The following is a 17,537-nucleotide window of genomic DNA, read 5'->3' on the forward strand; positions in this document are numbered from 1 at the left end:
AGAAAACTATGTTTGGTAAAGGCGGATTGGGCAACCTGATGAAACAGGCCCAGCAGATGCAGGATAAAATGGCCAAGGTTCAGGAAGAGATCGCCGCGCTGGAAGTCACGGGCGAGTCGGGTGCGGGTCTGGTTAAAGTAACTATCAATGGCGCGCACAACTGCCGTCGCGTGGAAGTGGATCCCAGCCTGCTGGAAGATGACAAAGATATGCTGGAAGATCTGATCGCTGCAGCGTTCAACGATGCGGCGCGTCGCATCGATGAGACGCAGAAAGAGAAGATGGCCTCCGTATCTTCCGGTATGCAGCTGCCGCCTGGCTTCAAGATGCCGTTCTGATGCAGACCAGTCCACTGCTTGAAACCTTAATGGAGTCACTGCGCTGTCTGCCGGGCGTAGGCCCGAAGTCAGCGCAGCGCATGGCGTTTCACCTGTTGCAACGCGATCGCAGCGGTGGCATGCGTCTGGCTCAGGCGCTGACGCGCGCGATGTCGGAGATTGGCCACTGTGCCGATTGCCGCACCTTCACTGAACAGGAGATCTGCACCATCTGCGCTAACGCCCGTCGGCAGCAGAATGGACAGATTTGCGTAGTGGAAAGCCCGGCAGATATTCACGCCATTGAGCAGACCGGCCAGTTTGGCGGACGCTACTTTGTGCTGATGGGACATCTGTCACCGCTGGATGGGATTGGCCCGCAGGATATCGGGCTCGATCGTCTTGAGCAGCGTCTGGAACATGAGACGCTGCAGGAGGTGATCCTGGCCACCAATCCCACGGTAGAAGGTGAAGCTACCGCCAACTATATCGCTGAGTTGTGCGGTCAGTATGGCGTTGACGCCAGCCGTATTGCACACGGTGTTCCGGTAGGCGGCGAGCTGGAGATGGTTGATGGCACCACGCTGTCACACTCTCTTGCCGGGCGTCACAAGATTAAATTCTAAGCACTTGCCGGTTTCATTCACTGAAACCGGCTTGAAAATTTTCCCGCCATCCCCATCTCTTTCTCAACGTTCGATCAACCCCGATTCTGTTGAGGTAGCAATGACCATGAAAGGACAAGAGACGCGTGGCTTCCAGTCAGAGGTAAAACAACTTCTGCACCTGATGATCCATTCCCTCTATTCAAACAAAGAGATTTTCCTGCGTGAACTGATCTCCAACGCCTCTGATGCCGCTGATAAGCTGCGCTTCCGCGCGCTTTCTGTGCCGGATCTCTATGAAGGCGACGGCGATCTGCGCGTACGTATCTCGGTCGACAAGGAGAAACGGACGCTGACGCTGAGCGATAACGGTATCGGTATGCGTCGTGATGAGGTGATTGAAAACCTCGGCACTATCGCTAAGTCAGGTACCAAAGCGTTTCTGGAGTCTATGGGTTCTGACCAGGCAAAAGACAGCCAGCTGATTGGCCAGTTTGGTGTGGGCTTCTATTCCGCCTTTATCGTTGCTGACAAAGTGACCGTACGCACGCGTGCTGCCGGTGCACAGGCCAGCGAAGGTGTGTTCTGGGAGTCAGAAGGCGAGGGTGAATATACCCTGGCAGAAATTGAAAAAGCCGATCGCGGTACGGAGATCACGCTGCATTTCCGCGAAGGCGAAGATGATTTCCTTGACGCCTGGCGCGTACGTAATGTCATCAGCAAATATTCCGATCACATCGCACTGCCGGTAGAGATCGAGACCAAAGATGAAGAGAACGACACCGTAACCTGGGAGAAGGTTAATAAAGCCCAGGCGCTGTGGACGCGTAATAAAGCGGAAATCAGCGACGACGAGTACAACGAGTTTTATAAGCACATCGCGCATGACTTCAGCGATCCGGCTATCTGGAGCCACAACCGCGTGGAAGGCAAGCAGGAGTACACCAGCCTGCTCTACATCCCGCAGCGTGCTCCCTTCGATATGTGGAACCGCGACAGCAAGCATGGCCTTAAGCTTTATGTACAGCGCGTGTTTATCATGGATGACGCTGAGCAGTTCATGCCGAACTACCTGCGCTTTGTGCGTGGCCTGATTGACTCTAACGATCTGCCGCTCAACGTCTCGCGTGAAATTCTGCAGGACAGCCGTGTAACCCAGAGCCTGCGCGCCGCGCTGACTAAGCGCAGCCTGCAGATGCTGGAAAAACTGGCAAAAGATGATGCAGAGAAGTATCAGCAGTTCTGGAAAGAGTTTGGCCTGGTGCTGAAAGAGGGACCGGCGGAAGATAGCGCCAATCAGCAGGCGATTGCTAAACTGCTGCGTTTTGCCACCACGCAGAGCGAAGGCAGCGAGCAGAACGTGTCGCTGGATGACTACCTGAGCCGTATGGTAGAAGGGCAGGAAAAGATCTACTACATCACAGCAGACAGCTACGCCGCGGCGAAAAGCAGCCCGCATCTGGAGCTGTTCCGTAAGAAAGGCATTGAGGTGCTGCTGCTCTCTGACCGCATCGATGAGTGGATGATGAGTTATCTCACCGAGTTCGACGGCAAAACGTTCCAGTCGGTAAGCAAAGCCGATGAGTCGCTGAGCAAACTGGCGGATGAAGAGACCGAAGAGCAGAAAGAGGCAGAAAAAGCGCTGGAGCCGTTTGTTGAGCGCGTGAAAACTCTGCTGGGTGAACGCGTAAAAGAAGTGCGTCTGACGCATCGTCTGACCGATACGCCTGCCATCGTGACCACTGACGCTAACGAAATGACCACGCAGATGGCGAAGCTGTTTGCCGCCGCCGGTCAGGATGTTCCGGAAGTGAAATATATCTTTGAGATCAATCCGGAGCACGGTCTGGTGAAACGCGTAGCGGACACCCAGGATGAAACACGCTTTGCCGAGTGGGTTGAGCTGCTGCTGGATCAGGCGCTGCTGGCTGAGCGCGGCACGCTGGACGATCCTAACCAGTTTATCCGCCGCATGAACCAGCTGCTGACGGCATAACGTCGCGCAGCGAGAGCAAAACTACTGCTAAGGGCGTCTTTAATGGCGCCCTTTTTATTGCCTTAACACTGCGCCTGTTCGCTAAGCCATGCGCGAAACAGACGGATCTCTGCATTCTGCTCGCATGAGCGTTTAGCCATCATCCAGGTGGCGCGATCGATGCGTACAAAGCCCAGCGGTGCGATCAGCGCACCCGCTTTCAGCTCCTGCTGCACCAGCAGTCGCGGTGCCATGATGATTCCCAGACCGCTTCTGGCGGCCTGAATGGCCAGCATCAGATTATCAAAGTGTTTGCCACGCCAGAAATCACCCCGCACGCCGCTGTTTTTTGCCCATTCTGCCCAGGCGTGCAGCCGGGTATCCGCATGCAGCAGCGGCAGCGTTTGCAGATCGCGCGCGCTCTGCAGGTGTTCGGCGTAGTGCGGCGCACAGAGCGGCCCGATTGCATCATCGCTGATAAGCGTGGCCTCAATGTCGTCATCGGGCTGCTGCTCGTAGCTCAGGATCAGTACATCGGTATGCTCGCTACGCAGCTGGTCAATGTCGACCAGTGACTGAAACTGCACGTCAATATCCGGGTAGCGCTGATAGAAACTGCTGATGCGCGGGATCATCCACTGTGAGAGGAAGCTGGGCGCACAGGAAACAGAGAGATGATGCCGCATGCCGGTACGAATGCTTTCGCAGCTGGTGGCGAGTTCGCTGAACGCTTTCTGACAGCTGACCAGCAGGCGTTCACCGTGCGAGGTTAATTTAACGCGTCCGTTAGTGCGTACAAACAGCGGCTTGCCCATCCAGCTCTCCAGCTGGCGCACCTGGTGGCTGACGGCGCTGTGGGTGACATGCAGGGTTTCCGCTGCCGTACTGAAACTGCTGTGCAGCGCTGCCTGATGAAAATAGCGCAGCGCCCGTAGTGACGGAAGCGCGGTCATACTCGTCCCTTGTGTAAAAACCTAACAGGGATTGTCAGTTTATATCATTTTAATGTCCAGCCGCATTGCCCTAACCTTTGCTCCAGATTCTGGCAGGTTGACGGGGCGTGCTGGCTATGTATCAGCCACGCGGTTTACCTGCCGGAAGCACTACTTCGCAGTCAATACAGGGAAACGTTACGCGATGGCCCCACAATACGCTTCTGCCAGGGCGGCGATATGCGATCGGCTGCGCAGCCAGCTATCCCGCTACTATCGGCTGGAAAATTACGATCTCTTCTTTGCACCCTCGCTGCATATTGCGCGCGTCGTGCTGTCCCAGCTTTTTTTACGCCAGGAGCAGGCGCGCAATCAGACGCGCTACGCCTCGCACCATCCGGTCAGCGAGCTGAGCGTACTGCCTGCTGTCCCCATGATGGCGGGCAATATCGCGCTGATAGAGCATGTGGATCTGGCGGAAGGGCGGGTACGATCGCTTGATACCTGCCAGAGTCAGGGCGTGACCGACGCTTCCGATTCCTTTGCCAGCGCGCTGCATAAAGCGCTGATCGCCGAATCCCATCTGTTTGTGGCGCACCTGAACCGCCACGCAGCGCTGAGCGACGATCTGGTGCTGATTGCACTGCGCACGACAAAATTCAGCACGCTGGTACGCAGCGAACTGCGGCTGATCGAGCAGGGGCTGGCGCTGGGCAACGCGCCGCAGCAGGCGCTGACGAGGATGGAGCACGCTGAGTGGAAACCCTTTAATGTTGCTCTGGTTGACCGGTTTACGCTGGAGACGCCGCTCCCTCTCTCATCACTGCAGCAGCCCGGTTTGCCATTTGCCCTGATTGAGCTGCCGCCGGTACTGCATCATGTTGACCTGCCGCCCGGGATCCGGCGGATGAGCGGACGTTTGCTGATGCCGGCCAGCCTGCGCGGCAGCGGCAGTAAACATACGAATGTCACCGCAACGCTGAAAAAGCAGCTGAAAGCGTTGCTGCTGCGTAGCCTGAATTCCTAAAAGCAATCCGCCATCTGGCGCTTAATCTCAAAGCAGGTCACAGTACAGGGGCCAGTGATAGCGTACCCGTTGCCTTGTGGCTGGCGGGTCATAATGGTATGTTCTTGGCCTTCATAGATTGATCAATGCGATTCGCAAGGGGAATTACGCAATGCGTATTATTCTGCTCGGGGCACCGGGCGCAGGTAAAGGCACTCAGGCTCAGTATATTATGGAGAACTACGGTATTCCGCAGATCTCTACGGGTGACATGCTGCGCGCCGCAGTAAAAGCAGGCACCGAACTGGGCCAGCAGGCGAAAGCCATCATGGATGCCGGTAAACTGGTGACTGATGAACTGGTGATTGCGCTGGTTAAAGAGCGTATCGCGCAGGAAGACTGCAAAAACGGCTTCCTGCTCGATGGCTTCCCACGCACCATCCCGCAGGCTGACGCCATGAAAGAAGCGGGCATCAAAGTCGATTACGTGCTGGAATTTGCCGTGCCGGACGAACTGATCGTCGATCGCATTGTGGGCCGTCGCGTACATGCGCCATCTGGCCGCGTGTATCACATCAAAAACAAGCCACCAAAAGTGGACGGTAAAGATGATGTGACCGGTGAAGAGCTGACCACACGCAAAGACGATCAGGAAGAGACCGTACGTAAGCGCCTGGTTGAGTATCATGAGCTGACAGCACCCCTGATTGCTTACTACAGCAAAGAAGCGGAAGCGGGTAACACCGCCTATCACAAAATTGACGGTACCCGCCCGGTGGCTGACGTCAGTGAAGAACTGCACCGTATCCTCGGCTAAGTACAAAAAGGGCCGGATGCCTGGCCCTTTTACAGCAATTGCTTTTCCCGCCCGTGATTTCCGCTACAATTTCCCCCGATTCACCACTCTTCGTTGCGACATCAAGGAAATACAATGAGGCAAGATAAGCCCGGTGTTCTGCTGGTTAACTTAGGCACACCTGAAGCCCCTACCACCCCGGCGGTGAAACGCTATCTGAAGCAGTTCCTCGGCGATCCGCGCGTGGTTGATACGCCGCGCTGGCTATGGTGGCCCATTCTTAATTTTATTATTCTGCCGTTTCGCTCGCCGCGCGTGTCGAAACTCTACGCTTCCGTCTGGATGGAAGAGGGATCGCCGCTGATGGTATTCAGCAAGCGGCAGCGTGCGGCACTGGCGCAGCGCGTAGACATGCCGGTTGAGCTGGGCATGAGCTATGGTCAGCCGAGCCTGGACGGCGCAGTGCATCGTCTGCTGGAGCAGGGCGTCACGCACCTGATTGTGCTGCCGCTTTATCCGCAGTTCTCCTGTTCTACCGTTGCCGCCGTATGGGATGGTCTGGCCAGCAGCTTTAAACCGCTGCGCTCGCTGCCGCAGGTCTCCTTTATTCGCGATTATGCTGAGCATCCGGCCTATATCGCCGCGCTGAAAGCCTCTGTTGAGCGCTCATTTGCCCGCCATGGCGAGCCGGATCTGCTGGTACTCTCCTATCACGGCATTCCGCAGCGTTTTGCCAATGAAGGCGATGACTATCCGCTGCGCTGTAAAGATACCACCGCCGCGCTGGCAGCCGCGCTGAACATTGCCCCTGAAAAAATCATGATGACCTTCCAGTCGCGCTTTGGGCGTGAGCCGTGGCTGATGCCCTACACCGATGAGACCATGAAAAGTCTGCCGGCTAAAGGCGTTAAGCATGTGCAGGTGATGAGTCCCGGCTTTGCGGCTGACTGCCTTGAAACGCTGGAAGAGATAAGCGGTGAAAACTGCGAAATTTTCCTGCATGCAGGCGGCAAAAAATTTGAATATATACCCGCGCTTAACGCGGATGACGAGCACATCGAGATGATGGTTCAGCTGGTCAACGCGCGCCGCTAAGCGCATCAGGCAGAGAGTATGATATGCTTCTCTGCCTGATTTTCCCTGATGACTGCTTTTCATGAAATTTCCCGGCAAACGTAAATCCAAACACTATTTCCCCGTCAACGCGCGCGATCCGCTGCTGCAGGCTATTCAGCAGGAGCAGGAGGAGGGCAGCTGGGTGGTGGGTATCGACCAGACGCTGGTGGATATCGAAGCCAAAGTTGATGATGCGTTCCTGCAGCGCTACGGCCTGAGTGCCGGTCATTCGCTGGTGATTGACGACGCCACGGCGGAAGCGCTTTATAACGAGCTGATGCGCGAACAGCTGATCAGCCATCAGTTTGCCGGTGGCACCATTGGCAACACGTTGCACAACTATTCAGTACTGGCTGACGATCGTTCCGTGCTGCTGGGTGTCATGTGCAATAACATCCAGATTGGCGGCTACGCCTATCGCTATCTCTGCAACACCTCCAGCCGTATGGATCTGAACTTCCTGCAGGGCGTGGACGGCGCGATTGGCCGCTGCTTTACCCTGATTGGCGAGCACGGTGAACGAACCTTTGCGATCAGTCCGGGACAGATGAACCGGCTGCAGGCAGAGAGTATCCCGGAAGAGGTGATTGCCGGCGCGTCAGCGCTGGTACTGACCTCCTATCTGGTGCGCTGTCAGCCGGGTGAACCGATGCCGGACGCCACGCTGCGCGCCATTGCGTATGCGAAAAAGCATAATGTGCCGGTGGTATTAACGCTGGGTACAAAATATGTCATTCAGGATAACCCGCAGTTCTGGCGCGATTTCCTGCGCGATCACGTCTCTATTGTCGCAATGAATGAAGAAGAAGCGTTTGCGCTGACCGGTGAACAGGATCCGCTGCTGGCAGCCGATATGGCGCTGGAGTGGGTCGATCTGGTGCTCTGCACCGCCGGGCCGACCGGGCTCTACATGGCGGGCTTTACCGAAGATGAATTCAAACGTAAAACGAATCACCCGCTGCTGCCGGGCGCGATTGCGGAATTCAACCAGTATGAGTTCAGCCGGGCGATGCGCCAGCAGGATTGTCAGCAGCCGCTGCGCATCTTTTCGCATATCGCGCCTTATATGGGCGGCCCGGAAAAGATCATGAATACCAACGGCGCCGGTGACGGGGCGCTGGCGGCGCTGCTGCACGATATCACGGCGAATAACTTCCATCGCCTCAAGGTACCCAACTCCAGCAAGCACGCACGTGAATATCTGACCTATTCTTCGCTGGCGCAGGTGTGTAAATACGCTAACCGCGTCAGTTATCAGGTGCTGAATCAGCATTCACCGCGCCTGACGCGCGGCCTGCCGGAGCGGGAAGATAGCCTGGAAGAGTCTTACTGGGACAGATAACCGTTCGGTAAAAAGGGGCGCATCACTGCGCTCCCTGCAGTAAGCGATTGCTGTTTCTGCCCGGTTACCCTGCGGGGTAATCGGGCAGAAACTGTCACGATTAAATCGGGCATTCGCGGGAAATGGGTTCCACCTCGATCTCTTTTTTCAGCACATTCAGCATGCTGCTGGCAATTTCACGCTCGCCCATCACGACCTGATTAGCGCCGCGATCCATAATATAGGCGACCTCATCGTCATAGTGCGCACGGGCGATAATCTCAATATCCTTGCGCTTCTCACGTGCGGCCACCACCACTTCACCCGCTTCATAGCCATTCGGGATGGTCAGCAGCAGCCAGCGGGCGCAGTCAAGCCGCGCCAGCTCCATGGTCTCTGCGCGTGCTGCATTGCCCAGTACCGCTCTGATACCCTGTTCACGCAGCGCTTCAACGCGCGGACGGGAATTTTCCACCACCACCAGCGGAATATCTGCTTCCAGCAGCTGCTGCCCCAGCAGGCTGCCGACGCGTCCATAACCCACAATCACCGCGTGATTACAGATATCCACCGGGATCTGTTTCTCTTCCGCCATCGCCTCTTCCAGCGTCTGCTCTTCAGCGGTTTCAGTTTTATCCAGATAGCGCTCCAGCAGCGAGAAGAGGATAGGATTCAGCATAATCGACAGAATAGCCGCCGCCAGCACCAGGTTGCGCCCCTCTTCACTGAGCAAATCGAGTGAAATGCCGAGGCCGGCAAGAATAAAGGCAAATTCACCAATCTGCGCCAGGCTGACCGAAATGGTCAGCGCAGTGCGGCGTGAGTGCCCCAGCAGAGTGACCAGCGCCCAGGCGGCGATTGATTTACCCAGTACCACGATGGCGAGCGCGCCCAGTACCGCCAGCGGCTGTTCAATCAGGATCATCGGGTTAAACAGCATGCCGACTGAGACAAAGAACAGCACGGCAAAGGCGTCGCGCAGCGGCAGCGTGTCGCGTGCCGCGCGGTGGCTCAGCTCGGATTCGTTCAGCACCATGCCGGCGAAGAAGGCGCCAAGGGCGAAGGAGACATCAAAGAACTCTACTGCACCAAAGGCGATACCCAGCGCCAGCGCCAGCACCGACAGGGTAAAGAGTTCACGCGAGCCGGTAGCCGCGCTTTTTGCCAGGATCCACGGGATCACGCGACGGCCTACCACCATCATCAGCACCATAAAGGCGGCCACTTTACCGATGGTCAGCAGCAGATCCCATGCCAGCAGGGTCGGGCTGGCATTGCCCTGCTCCAGCATACCGGCGATGGCAGGCAGCAGCACCAGCGTCAGCACCATGACCAGGTCTTCCACAATCAGCCAGCCGATCGCAATCTGGCCGCGCTGGCTGTCAATCAGCTGTCGCTCCTCCAGCGCGCGCAGCAGCACTACGGTACTGGCCGTAGAGAGACACAGGCCAAACACCAGGCCGGTCATCCACGACCAGCCCATGGTCCAGGAGAGACCCATTCCCAGCAGCGTGGCCACCGCGATTTGCGCCACGGCGCCGGGAATGGCGATCGACTTTACCGCCATCAGATCTTTCAGTGAGAAGTGCAGTCCGACGCCAAACATCAGCAGAATCACGCCCAGCTCTGCCAGTTCAGGTGCCAGATTGGTATCCGCAACAAAGCCTGGCGTAAAAGGGCCCGCGACCACGCCGGCAACCAGATAGCCTACCAGCGGAGAGATGCGCAGGCGGTTGGCCAGCATGCCAAGGAGAAACGCGAGGACCAGGCCCCCGACAATAGTGGTGATCAACGGTGTGGTGTGATGCATGCCTGTCTCCTTGTGTGCAAATGTGTCCGCTTGTAACAACCAAGTGTAATGCAAATCCTGCTGCAGCGTTTAGACATTTGCGGGATGAAAGCTGAATAAACTGAAAAAATGCGATAAAAAACGTGCCGAAGCGCTATTTTCAGCAGTTATCCTGGCCTGCAGATAGCGATAATGCATTACGGCAACGCTAAAAAGCGCAGCATTGCCGGTGCGCCCTGACGGGCAGAACAGATGAAAATAGCAGCGGATACTGCCTTTCGGCTTGAGTTAAGGCAGGAACTGTGCGACACAGAGGGCAGAAATCTGTCAGGTCCACGATGTGGTGGAAAAAACCGAACAAGGAGAGCGTTGTGTTGTTACTTACCCCTAAAAAGCCCTGGCTGGCGCTGCTGGTTTTGCTGGTGCCGATGCTGGCGCAGGCGTGGCAAACCGATCGCAGCTATCGTTTCAGCATCCTGCATACCAACGATCATCATGGCCATTTCTGGAGTAACGCGCAGGGTGAGTATGGGCTGGCAGCACAAAAGACCCTGATGGACCAGCAGCGTTATGATGTACAGGCGCGCGGAGGAGGGGCACTCATCCTCTCTGCCGGGGATATTAACACCGGCGTGCCGGAGTCAGATTTACTGAATGCAGAGCCTGACATTCGCGGCATGAATCTGGTTGGCTATGACGCTATGGCGCTGGGAAACCACGAATTTGATAAGCCCCTGAGCGTGCTGGAACAGCAGCAAAAGTGGGCGCGTTTCCCTTTTCTCGCTGCCAATATCTATCAAAAAGGCAGCGATCGGCGACTGTTTTCGCCCTGGGCCATATTTAACCGTATGGGCCTGAAAATAGCGGTTATCGGGCTGACCACTACGGATACGCTGCGTATCACCAATCCGGAAAATGTTGCAGAGCTTGAGATACGCGATCCGGTTAAAGAGACGCTGAAAGCGGTAGCAGAGCTGCGCGCAACGGAGAAACCCGATGTGATTATCGCGCTGACGCATATGGGGCACTATGACGACGGCCAGCACGGCAGTAACGCCCCGGGCGACGTTGAGCTGGCGCGCAGTCTGCCGCCTGGCACCCTGAGTGTTATCGTGGGCGGCCACTCGCACGATGCCGTCTGTATGGCGCAGGCTAACAGCAGCGTTCCGGATTACCAGCCGGGCCAGCCCTGCCAGCCCGATCGGCAAAATGGCGTCTGGATCATGCAGGCTAAGGAGTGGGGCAAATATGTCGGTCGCGGCGATTTTACCTTTCGCAATGGCGAGCTGACGCTGGAAAATTATCAGCTCATTCCGGTTAATTTGAAGCATAAAGTCACGAATCAGGATGGCAGTGAAACCTGGCTGCCTTATCAGGAGCCGATCGTCCCTAATACGGCGATGATGAAGCTGCTGACGCCTTTCCAGCTGCGCGCCGGTAAACAGCTGGATGTAGCCGTTGGCCGCAGTGACGGGCTGTTTGTCGGCGAGCGCAATAAAGTCCGCTTTGAGCAAACCAATCTGGCACAGCTGATCCTGCGTGCGCAGATGGCCGCGACCAAAGCAGATGTGGCAGTGATCAGCGGCGGCGGCATCCGCACGTCGCTGGCAGCGGGCGAACTGAGCCTGCGCGATCTGCTGCAGGTGCAGCCGTTTGGCAATCAGGTGGTGTCGGTCACGCTGAGCGGAGAGGCGCTGCAGGACTATCTTGCCCGCGTGGCGAATATCAAAACCAACTCCGGCGGCTTTGCTCAGTTAGCCGGCGTCAGCCTGGTGGCCGATGGTAAATCAGTCAGTGATGTCAAAATCAACGGGAAGCCGCTGGAGAAGAAGAAGACCTATCGCCTCGCCACTAACAGCTTTAACGCCAGCGGCGGCGATGGCTATCCGCAGCTGACGACGCTGGCAGGCTACCGTAACAGCGGTCTGCGCGATGCTGATGTGCTGCGCGACTACGTCACTCAGCATTCGCCGCTGAAAACCGCTGATTTTGTGCCACCAGCCATAGTACATCTGACCGATGAGCAGGTGCGGGAGCGCGACAGGGCGCTGGAAAAACAGCGTAAGCGCAGCTATCCGCGTATGTTCCTGGCGTGGATCTGGCCACGCGCGGCGCAGGATTAAGGGAGAATGACCACGCTGCCTCCGCCGGGAGGCAGCGTGGTCCCTGCATCACGCGCGGCACGACGCCTGCGCAAACCAGCGCAGGCGCAGCTTATCCCAGACCCAGTTGTAAACCATGGTGTAAGGCAGGAAAAACAGAAAAAAGCCCACCTCTACCAAAAACGCGTTAAGCAGCGAAATATGCAGCATGCCGGCGGCAATCGGCAGACCAATCAGAATGAATCCGCCTTCAAAACAGAGCGCATGCAGGGCGCGCAGCCCCAGCCCGCGTTTCTGATGCGGCGGCCAGATGCGATCGAACAGCGTGTTATAGATCATGTTCCACAGCATCGCGACGGTAGAGAGTGCGATTGCCAGCGTGCCCATCTGGAACAGCGGCTTATCCATAATCCATGCTGCCAGCGGCGCGATGGTCACAATAGCCAGGCCCTCAAAGCCCACGGCGTGAAGAATACGTTCTTTCAGCGAACGGGTACGCATAAATAACCTCCGGTTACGTAATCACGCGCATTTTCGCACTGCACGCATCTGAGATAAAATGAGCGTCTATCGAAAAAAGCGATGGTAAACCATGAAATACTCTCCGGAATCCCTTGAGGCTTTTGTCCAGACCGTTGCAAGCGGCTCTTTCTCTGCCGCTGCCCGCGCGCTGGCAAAAAGCCAGTCCACCATCAGCGCTGCCATTGCTAACCTGGAAATTGATTTAGGTTTTACGCTGTTTGACCGTCGCGGCCGTCAGCCGGTGCTGACGCCGCAGGGTGAGCGCGCGCTGGCTCAGGTGCAGCAGATTCTGGCCGCCAGTCAGCGGCTGGATGAGCTGGCGCTGCGCCTGTCGCAGGGCGTAGAGCCGCGCCTGAGTCTGGCTATTTCCGATTTCTGGCAGGCCGACCACCATGAACATCTGCTGACGCGGTTTGATGCCCGCTATCCCGACATCGACTTTGAATGCATGATCGCAGAGGATGAGGATGTGCTGGATCTGCTGCAGGCGGGGCGGGTGCATCTGGGCGTGGTTCGCACACAGCCCGTGCTGCCGCCCGATCTGGCGGTGGCCCGGCTGCAGGTGGAGGCGCAGATGGCAATTTTCCTGCATCAGGACCACGCGCTGGCGCAGCAGGATCAGGTAAGTGAAGCGCAGCTCAGCGCGCTGCGGCAGCTGCGGCTGAACACCTGGGTACAGACGCGCGGACCGCTGCCGGCGGCGGGGCGAACCTGGTCAGCGCCGACGTATCTGCTGCTGCTGGAGATGGCGGAGCAGGGGTTTGGCTGGAGCGTGCTGCCGCGCTGGCTGGTGGAGCAGTTTGGCCATCAGGTTCTGAAAGAGCTTTGCGTTCCCGGCTGGCCGCAGCATATCGCAGTGGATGTGGTCTGGTCGCGGCGTAATCCGCCCGGCCCGGCCGGGCGCTGGATGATCGATCAGCTTTGCGCGCAGCAGCCCGATTAATCGCCGCGTGCCACGTCAGCCAGGGTGGCATTCAGCAGCCGCGCCAGATCCTGCGCGGCCAGTTCAATGTCGAGACCGCGTTTGCCGCCGGAGATAAAAATCGTGTCAAACGCTGATGCCTGCCGGTCGATCACCGTCGGCAGGCGTTTTTTCTGGCCCAGCGGACTGATGCCGCCCAGCAGGTAGCCGGTGACGCGCTGCGCCAGCTGCGGATCGGCCATCTCTGCTCGCTTTGCGCCCAGCGCTTTTGCCACTTTTTTTAGATCAAGCTGGGACGCAACCGGCGTAACCGCCACTGCCAGCGCTTTCGCATCACCGTTCAGCGCTACCAGCAGCGTTTTAAACACCTGCCGCGCATCAAGATTGAGCTTGCGCACCGCTTCATCGCCGAAGTTCGTTTCATGACTGTCATGCTCATAGGGGTGCAGCGTAAACGCCACGCCATTTTTTTCCAGAAGTTTGACTGCAGGGGTCATCGTTAATCCTTACGACAAAAATTCTTCTCAAAGATTGCAGTAATAACAGTGGCGAAAATCTGAACTTTGCGCGAGAATTATCCCGCGCCACTTACCCTGGCGATAACCAAAATCATAAACAAATTCCTCTTTGACAGGTCGATAGTGATATCGGCCTTCTTTTTTTATCTTATCCTTCTGCCAGGCCTGTGCGGCCAGGCGTCTGGCTACGTCTGCTTCTGTTTCAGCAAACCGGGCAGATTATCATCGCCATAAAGATGAAGTGCGCCAACGGCAACCAGATAGCGACCGGATGGCAGCGCCAGCAGCTGTTCACGCCATTGCTGATTACGGTTGCGCATCAGCGTATCGCTCAGCTCACCGCCAAACGTGGCGGGCAGCGACACCGGCTGCTGCGCGGGGGGCGCTTCAAGCCACCAGCTGATCATCGTCTGCAGCAGGCGTGCATTAGTATGCCAGTGCTCAAGCGTGTCCACCAGCAGCGCCCGGCCCTCCTGCGGCAGGGATTTCAGCAGCGCGATCTGCGTCTCCGGCCCCTCCAGCTCAATGACCGGCTTGTCTGCGGCCTTTGCTGCCTGCAGCAGCTGATAATCGATACCATACTCCGGACGCAGTCCGAGCCGCTGCGCCTGGTGCGCCTGCAGCATCAGCGCTATCTGCCAGCAGGGCAGGGTATCAAACAGCGTACTCTCCAGCCCCAAATCCCTGCACAGCGTCTGCAGCCGCGTCAGCGTGGCGCTATCCAGCCGGGTGTGCAGCGGCGGTAAATCTGCTGTATCGGCAAAGGGAGAGCCGCCACGCGTGATATCCGCTTCCACAATCAGCGCATCCGCTTTCTGCAGCTGGCGCAAGAGCCCGGCCGGCAGAGGCTGCATGTTGCGCGTCCCCATATGAATACTGCCGGTCAGATGCAGCTGCCGGTCGCCCAGGCGCATATCCATTGCCGGCCAGCGGTAGGCAGACGGAAAAAGCGCGGCGATCCGCTGCCAGAGACGTTGCCAGATAGGGCTGTTCATGTCCGCTCCTGTTAGGGTAAAACGCCCATGCTAGCGATTTATGCCGGCTAAAAACAGCGCGCTGGCTGCTATTGCCGCCCGGGCGGAGTAAAACGCAGCAGGCGGTTTGCATTGCTGACCACGGTGATAGAAGAGAGGGCCATCGCTGCCCCTGCGACGATCGGACTCAGCAGCAGGCCGGTAAAGGGATAGAGCACGCCCGCTGCAATCGGAATGCCCAGGCTGTTATACACAAATGCGCCCAGCAGATTCTGACGCATATTACGCAGCGTGGCCTGTGAAATAGCCAGTGCATCCGCCACACCGTGCAGGTCGTTACGCATCAGCGTCAGCGCCGCGGTTTCTACCGCGACATCGCTGCCGTTGCCCATTGCAATACCGGTATCCGCCTGTGCTAACGCCGGCGCATCGTTAATGCCGTCACCTACCATCATGACCCGGCATCCCTGCTGCTGCAGGCGGCTTATGGCTTCTGCCTTGCCCTCTGGCAGCACGCCGGCGATCACTTCATCAATTCCCGCTTCAGCGGCGATTGCGCTGGCGGTGGCCTGATGATCGCCCGTCAGCATCACCAGCCGGTAGCCAGCCTGATGCAGACGCTGCAGCACAGCTTTGCTCTCTGGTCGCAGGTTATCGCGCAGCGCGAGCAGGCCCAGCAGCTGGTGCGCATCGGCCAGCAGCACCGGCGTGGCACCCGTTGCAGCGATGCGTGCGATATCCGCCCGCGCGGCGTCATAGTTAATCTGCTGCTCATCGAGCAGGGTCGTATTGCCCAGCAGCAGAGTCTGGCCTGCTACCTGCGCGCTCACGCCCCTGCCGCGCAGCGTCCGGAAGCGGGTGATCTCTGCGGCCGGCGGCTGCGGCGCGGCAGCGAGGATCGCACTGGCCAGCGGATGCGTGGATCCCTGCTCCAGCTCTGCTGCCGCCTGCAGGATCTGCTGTTGATCCCAGTCTGCATAGCGGCAGATCTCGCCGATCTGCGGCGATCCCAGCGTCAGCGTACCGGTTTTATCAAATACCACCGTATCGGTTTCGCTGGCGTGCTGCAGCGCGTCAGCATCGCGCACCAGAATACCCAGTTCTGCCGCCCGGCCGGTACCGGCGATAACCGACATTGGCGTGGCCAGTCCCAGCGCACAGGGACAGGCGATAATCAGGACGGTGGTAATAATTACCAGCGCATAGGCGAGCTGCGGTTGCGGCCCGACCAGATACCAGGTCAGCCCGCTCAGCAGCGCAATTGCCACGACGACCGGTACAAAGACGGCAGAGATGCGATCGGCGAGGCGACCTATCTCCGGTTTGCTGCTTTGTGCCTGACGTACCAGATTGATAATACGCGCCAGCGTCGTGTGACTGCCGGTGGCGCTGGCCACAAAGCGCAGCGTGCCATCCTGCACCACAGTGCCGGCATAAACCTTACTGCCAGGCGCTTTCTCCTGCGGCACGGCTTCGCCGGTCAGCATCGCTTCATCGCACCAGGCTTCACCCTGCGTGACGTCGCCGTCCACCGGCACCCGATCGCCGGTGACCAGTTTCAGGGTCATACCGGCGGTGACGGCGCTCAGCGGCAGCTGCTGCTCACCCTGGTCGGTAACCACGCACGCCTGAGCCGGAGTCAGATCCAGCAGCCGCTCCAGCGCCCGCGAGGCGCGCTGACGGGCACGCTGCTCCAGCGCGTGCCCAAGGTTAATCAGACCGATGATCATCACGCTGGCTTCAAAATAGAGATGGCGTGCCTGCACCGGAAAAAATTCCGGCCACAGCGCCACGCTCATGGAGTAGAGCCAGGCGGCGCCGGTGCCGAGCGCCACCAGCGTATCCATAGTGGCCGTGGCAAATCGCAGGCTGCGCCAGGCGCTGCGGTAAAAGTGGCCACCGGCAATGATCATTACCAGCAGCGTAACGGCACCCAGCGTACGCCACAGCGTCTGATTCGCTGGCGTCAGCATCATGTGATCGCCTGCCATCCCCCAGAACATCATCGGAATGCCAAGCCCCAGCGCCAGCGCCGACTGCCAGCTGAAGCGGCGCATCGCCTGACGCGCGCTCGCCTGCTGACGCTCGCGCCGGCGCTGTTCATCTTCAATCACTTCAGCGCTGTAGCCTGCCTTGTCTACGGCGGCAATCAGCGCCGGTGCGTTAACCTCACCCAGCACCAGCGCGCTGCGTTCGCCGAGGTTAACGCGCGCTTCGGTGACACCGGGTACCGCGCGCAGCGCGTTCTCTACCCGGCTGACGCAGCTGGCGCAGCTCATGCCTGCTATCAGCAGATGCTGTACCGGCAGCGCCGTTTCTGCCGGCTGAGAGGCCGTTGTCAGCGCCTCCGGCGGCGGCTCCTGAGCTGTCAACGGATCAGACTTTGGGGAGGTAGCCTCAGGCTGCAGCGTGGCGTGGTAGCCAGCCTGCTCCACAGTGGCGATCAGATCGCTGGCGCTGGCAGCGCCGGTCACGCGCGCTTGCTGTTGCGTGACCTCCGCCTGCTCCACGTCGCTGCGCTGTTCCAGCGCCTCTTTAACCCGTTTGACGCAGTGGCCGCAGGAAAGCCCCTCCAGCGCGAGTGTTTGTATATCTGACATCATGGTCTCCTTAATGAACAGAGTTGACCGGCTGCACCGGTT

At 58.2% G+C, this 17,537-nt stretch carries 15 protein-coding genes; 9 read left to right on the forward strand and 6 right to left on the reverse strand.

The features are described 5' to 3' along the window. Positions 1-8 precede the first annotated feature (8 nt). The 3 genes from SB719_RS12350 to htpG all read left to right on the forward strand — a co-directional run bounded on the left by SB719_RS12350 (position 9) and on the right by htpG (position 2,918). Positions 9-338 (forward strand): YbaB/EbfC family nucleoid-associated protein, encoded by a 330-nt coding sequence (locus SB719_RS12350; RefSeq protein ID WP_031377860.1) that lies wholly within the window; start codon positions 9-11, stop codon positions 336-338. Beyond that, positions 338-943 carry a recombination mediator RecR gene (recR, locus tag SB719_RS12355; RefSeq protein WP_039383019.1) on the forward strand — a complete coding sequence of 202 codons (606 nt, stop codon included), beginning with the start codon at positions 338-340 and terminating at the stop codon, positions 941-943. The genes SB719_RS12350 and recR overlap by 1 nt, the downstream gene beginning before the upstream one ends. Positions 944-1,043: 100 nt before the next feature. Further along, complete coding sequence (gene htpG, locus SB719_RS12360) at positions 1,044-2,918, forward strand: molecular chaperone HtpG (protein WP_065649918.1); 1,875 nt, start codon at positions 1,044-1,046, stop codon at positions 2,916-2,918. 62 nt (positions 2,919-2,980) lie between these two features. On the opposite strand, the gene SB719_RS12365 is transcribed toward htpG, so the two are convergent. Then, positions 2,981-3,850 carry a LysR substrate-binding domain-containing protein gene (locus tag SB719_RS12365; protein ID WP_412159269.1) on the reverse strand — a complete coding sequence of 290 codons (870 nt, stop codon included), beginning with the start codon at positions 3,848-3,850 and terminating at the stop codon, positions 2,981-2,983. A gap of 184 nt (positions 3,851-4,034) precedes the next feature. Here SB719_RS12365 and SB719_RS12370 point away from each other — a divergent pair, with 184 nt between their 5' ends. The 4 genes from SB719_RS12370 to SB719_RS12385 all read left to right on the forward strand — a co-directional run bounded on the left by SB719_RS12370 (position 4,035) and on the right by SB719_RS12385 (position 8,089). After that, positions 4,035-4,856, forward strand: a complete 822-nt coding sequence (locus tag SB719_RS12370; RefSeq protein ID WP_065649916.1) for a DUF6024 family protein — start codon at positions 4,035-4,037, stop codon at positions 4,854-4,856. Between the two features lie 151 nt (positions 4,857-5,007). After that, a complete protein-coding gene (adk, locus tag SB719_RS12375; protein ID WP_065649915.1) occupies positions 5,008-5,652 on the forward strand; it encodes an adenylate kinase in 645 nt (214 codons plus the stop codon). Positions 5,653-5,766: 114 nt separating this feature from the next. Beyond that, the gene (gene hemH / locus SB719_RS12380; protein ID WP_304232134.1) at positions 5,767-6,726 is read left to right on the forward strand and encodes a ferrochelatase; all 960 of its coding nucleotides are present in this window, start codon (positions 5,767-5,769) and stop codon (positions 6,724-6,726) included. A 61-nt stretch (positions 6,727-6,787) separates the two neighbouring features. Continuing rightward, a complete protein-coding gene (locus SB719_RS12385) occupies positions 6,788-8,089 on the forward strand; it encodes an inosine/guanosine kinase (RefSeq protein ID WP_065649913.1) in 1,302 nt (433 codons plus the stop codon). 100 nt (positions 8,090-8,189) lie between these two features. Here the strand turns inward: SB719_RS12385 and ybaL are convergent, their stop codons facing one another. Beyond that, complete coding sequence (gene ybaL / locus SB719_RS12390; protein WP_314687108.1) at positions 8,190-9,878, reverse strand: YbaL family putative K(+) efflux transporter; 1,689 nt, start codon at positions 9,876-9,878, stop codon at positions 8,190-8,192. Between the two features lie 407 nt (positions 9,879-10,285). Here ybaL and ushA point away from each other — a divergent pair, with 407 nt between their 5' ends. Continuing rightward, the gene (gene ushA / locus SB719_RS12395; protein ID WP_304232351.1) at positions 10,286-11,980 is read left to right on the forward strand and encodes a bifunctional UDP-sugar hydrolase/5'-nucleotidase UshA; all 1,695 of its coding nucleotides are present in this window, start codon (positions 10,286-10,288) and stop codon (positions 11,978-11,980) included. A 48-nt stretch (positions 11,981-12,028) separates the two neighbouring features. Here the strand turns inward: ushA and SB719_RS12400 are convergent, their stop codons facing one another. Then, positions 12,029-12,460, reverse strand: coding sequence for a multidrug/biocide efflux PACE transporter (locus SB719_RS12400; protein ID WP_065649910.1), 432 nt, complete (start codon positions 12,458-12,460; stop codon positions 12,029-12,031). A gap of 91 nt (positions 12,461-12,551) precedes the next feature. Here SB719_RS12400 and SB719_RS12405 point away from each other — a divergent pair, with 91 nt between their 5' ends. Then, complete coding sequence (locus SB719_RS12405) at positions 12,552-13,424, forward strand: LysR family transcriptional regulator (protein WP_065649909.1); 873 nt, start codon at positions 12,552-12,554, stop codon at positions 13,422-13,424. Here the strand turns inward: SB719_RS12405 and ybaK are convergent. From ybaK to copA, 3 genes are all read right to left on the reverse strand, one after another. After that, positions 13,421-13,900, reverse strand: coding sequence for a Cys-tRNA(Pro)/Cys-tRNA(Cys) deacylase YbaK (ybaK, locus tag SB719_RS12410; RefSeq protein WP_065649908.1), 480 nt, complete (start codon positions 13,898-13,900; stop codon positions 13,421-13,423). The genes SB719_RS12405 and ybaK overlap by 4 nt on opposite strands. A gap of 206 nt (positions 13,901-14,106) precedes the next feature. Beyond that, on the reverse strand, positions 14,107-14,916 hold the full coding sequence (locus SB719_RS12415) for a TraB/GumN family protein (protein WP_304232143.1): 810 nt from the start codon (positions 14,914-14,916) through the stop codon (positions 14,107-14,109). 68 nt (positions 14,917-14,984) lie between these two features. Then, positions 14,985-17,495: a copper-exporting P-type ATPase CopA gene (copA, locus tag SB719_RS12420; protein WP_412159270.1), complete on the reverse strand. Its 2,511-nt coding sequence runs from the start codon at positions 17,493-17,495 to the stop codon at positions 14,985-14,987. Positions 17,496-17,537: the final 42 nt, after the last annotated feature.

It is taken from the genome of Pantoea sp. SIMBA_079 (assembly GCF_046940275.1).
In the GTDB taxonomy this organism is placed as follows: Bacteria; Pseudomonadota; Gammaproteobacteria; order Enterobacterales; family Enterobacteriaceae; genus Pantoea; species Pantoea borealis.

Excerpts from the sequence above, each read along its gene's own strand:
- SB719_RS12350 (WP_031377860.1), top strand. The coding sequence starts at position 9 with ATGTTTGGTAAAGGCGGATTGGGCAACCTGATGAAACAGGCCCAGCAG.
- recR (WP_039383019.1), top strand. The coding sequence starts at position 338 with ATGCAGACCAGTCCACTGCTTGAAACCTTAATGGAGTCACTGCGCTGT.
- htpG (WP_065649918.1), top strand. The coding sequence starts at position 1,044 with ATGACCATGAAAGGACAAGAGACGCGTGGCTTCCAGTCAGAGGTAAAA.
- SB719_RS12365 (WP_412159269.1), bottom strand. The coding sequence starts at position 3,850 with ATGACCGCGCTTCCGTCACTACGGGCGCTGCGCTATTTTCATCAGGCA.
- SB719_RS12370 (WP_065649916.1), top strand. The coding sequence starts at position 4,035 with ATGGCCCCACAATACGCTTCTGCCAGGGCGGCGATATGCGATCGGCTG.
- adk (WP_065649915.1), top strand. The coding sequence starts at position 5,008 with ATGCGTATTATTCTGCTCGGGGCACCGGGCGCAGGTAAAGGCACTCAG.
- hemH (WP_304232134.1), top strand. The coding sequence starts at position 5,767 with ATGAGGCAAGATAAGCCCGGTGTTCTGCTGGTTAACTTAGGCACACCT.
- SB719_RS12385 (WP_065649913.1), top strand. The coding sequence starts at position 6,788 with ATGAAATTTCCCGGCAAACGTAAATCCAAACACTATTTCCCCGTCAAC.
- ybaL (WP_314687108.1), bottom strand. The coding sequence starts at position 9,878 with ATGCATCACACCACACCGTTGATCACCACTATTGTCGGGGGCCTGGTC.
- ushA (WP_304232351.1), top strand. The coding sequence starts at position 10,286 with ATGCTGGCGCAGGCGTGGCAAACCGATCGCAGCTATCGTTTCAGCATC.
- SB719_RS12400 (WP_065649910.1), bottom strand. The coding sequence starts at position 12,460 with ATGCGTACCCGTTCGCTGAAAGAACGTATTCTTCACGCCGTGGGCTTT.
- SB719_RS12405 (WP_065649909.1), top strand. The coding sequence starts at position 12,552 with ATGAAATACTCTCCGGAATCCCTTGAGGCTTTTGTCCAGACCGTTGCA.
- ybaK (WP_065649908.1), bottom strand. The coding sequence starts at position 13,900 with ATGACCCCTGCAGTCAAACTTCTGGAAAAAAATGGCGTGGCGTTTACG.
- SB719_RS12415 (WP_304232143.1), bottom strand. The coding sequence starts at position 14,916 with ATGAACAGCCCTATCTGGCAACGTCTCTGGCAGCGGATCGCCGCGCTT.
- copA (WP_412159270.1), bottom strand. The coding sequence starts at position 17,495 with ATGTCAGATATACAAACACTCGCGCTGGAGGGGCTTTCCTGCGGCCAC.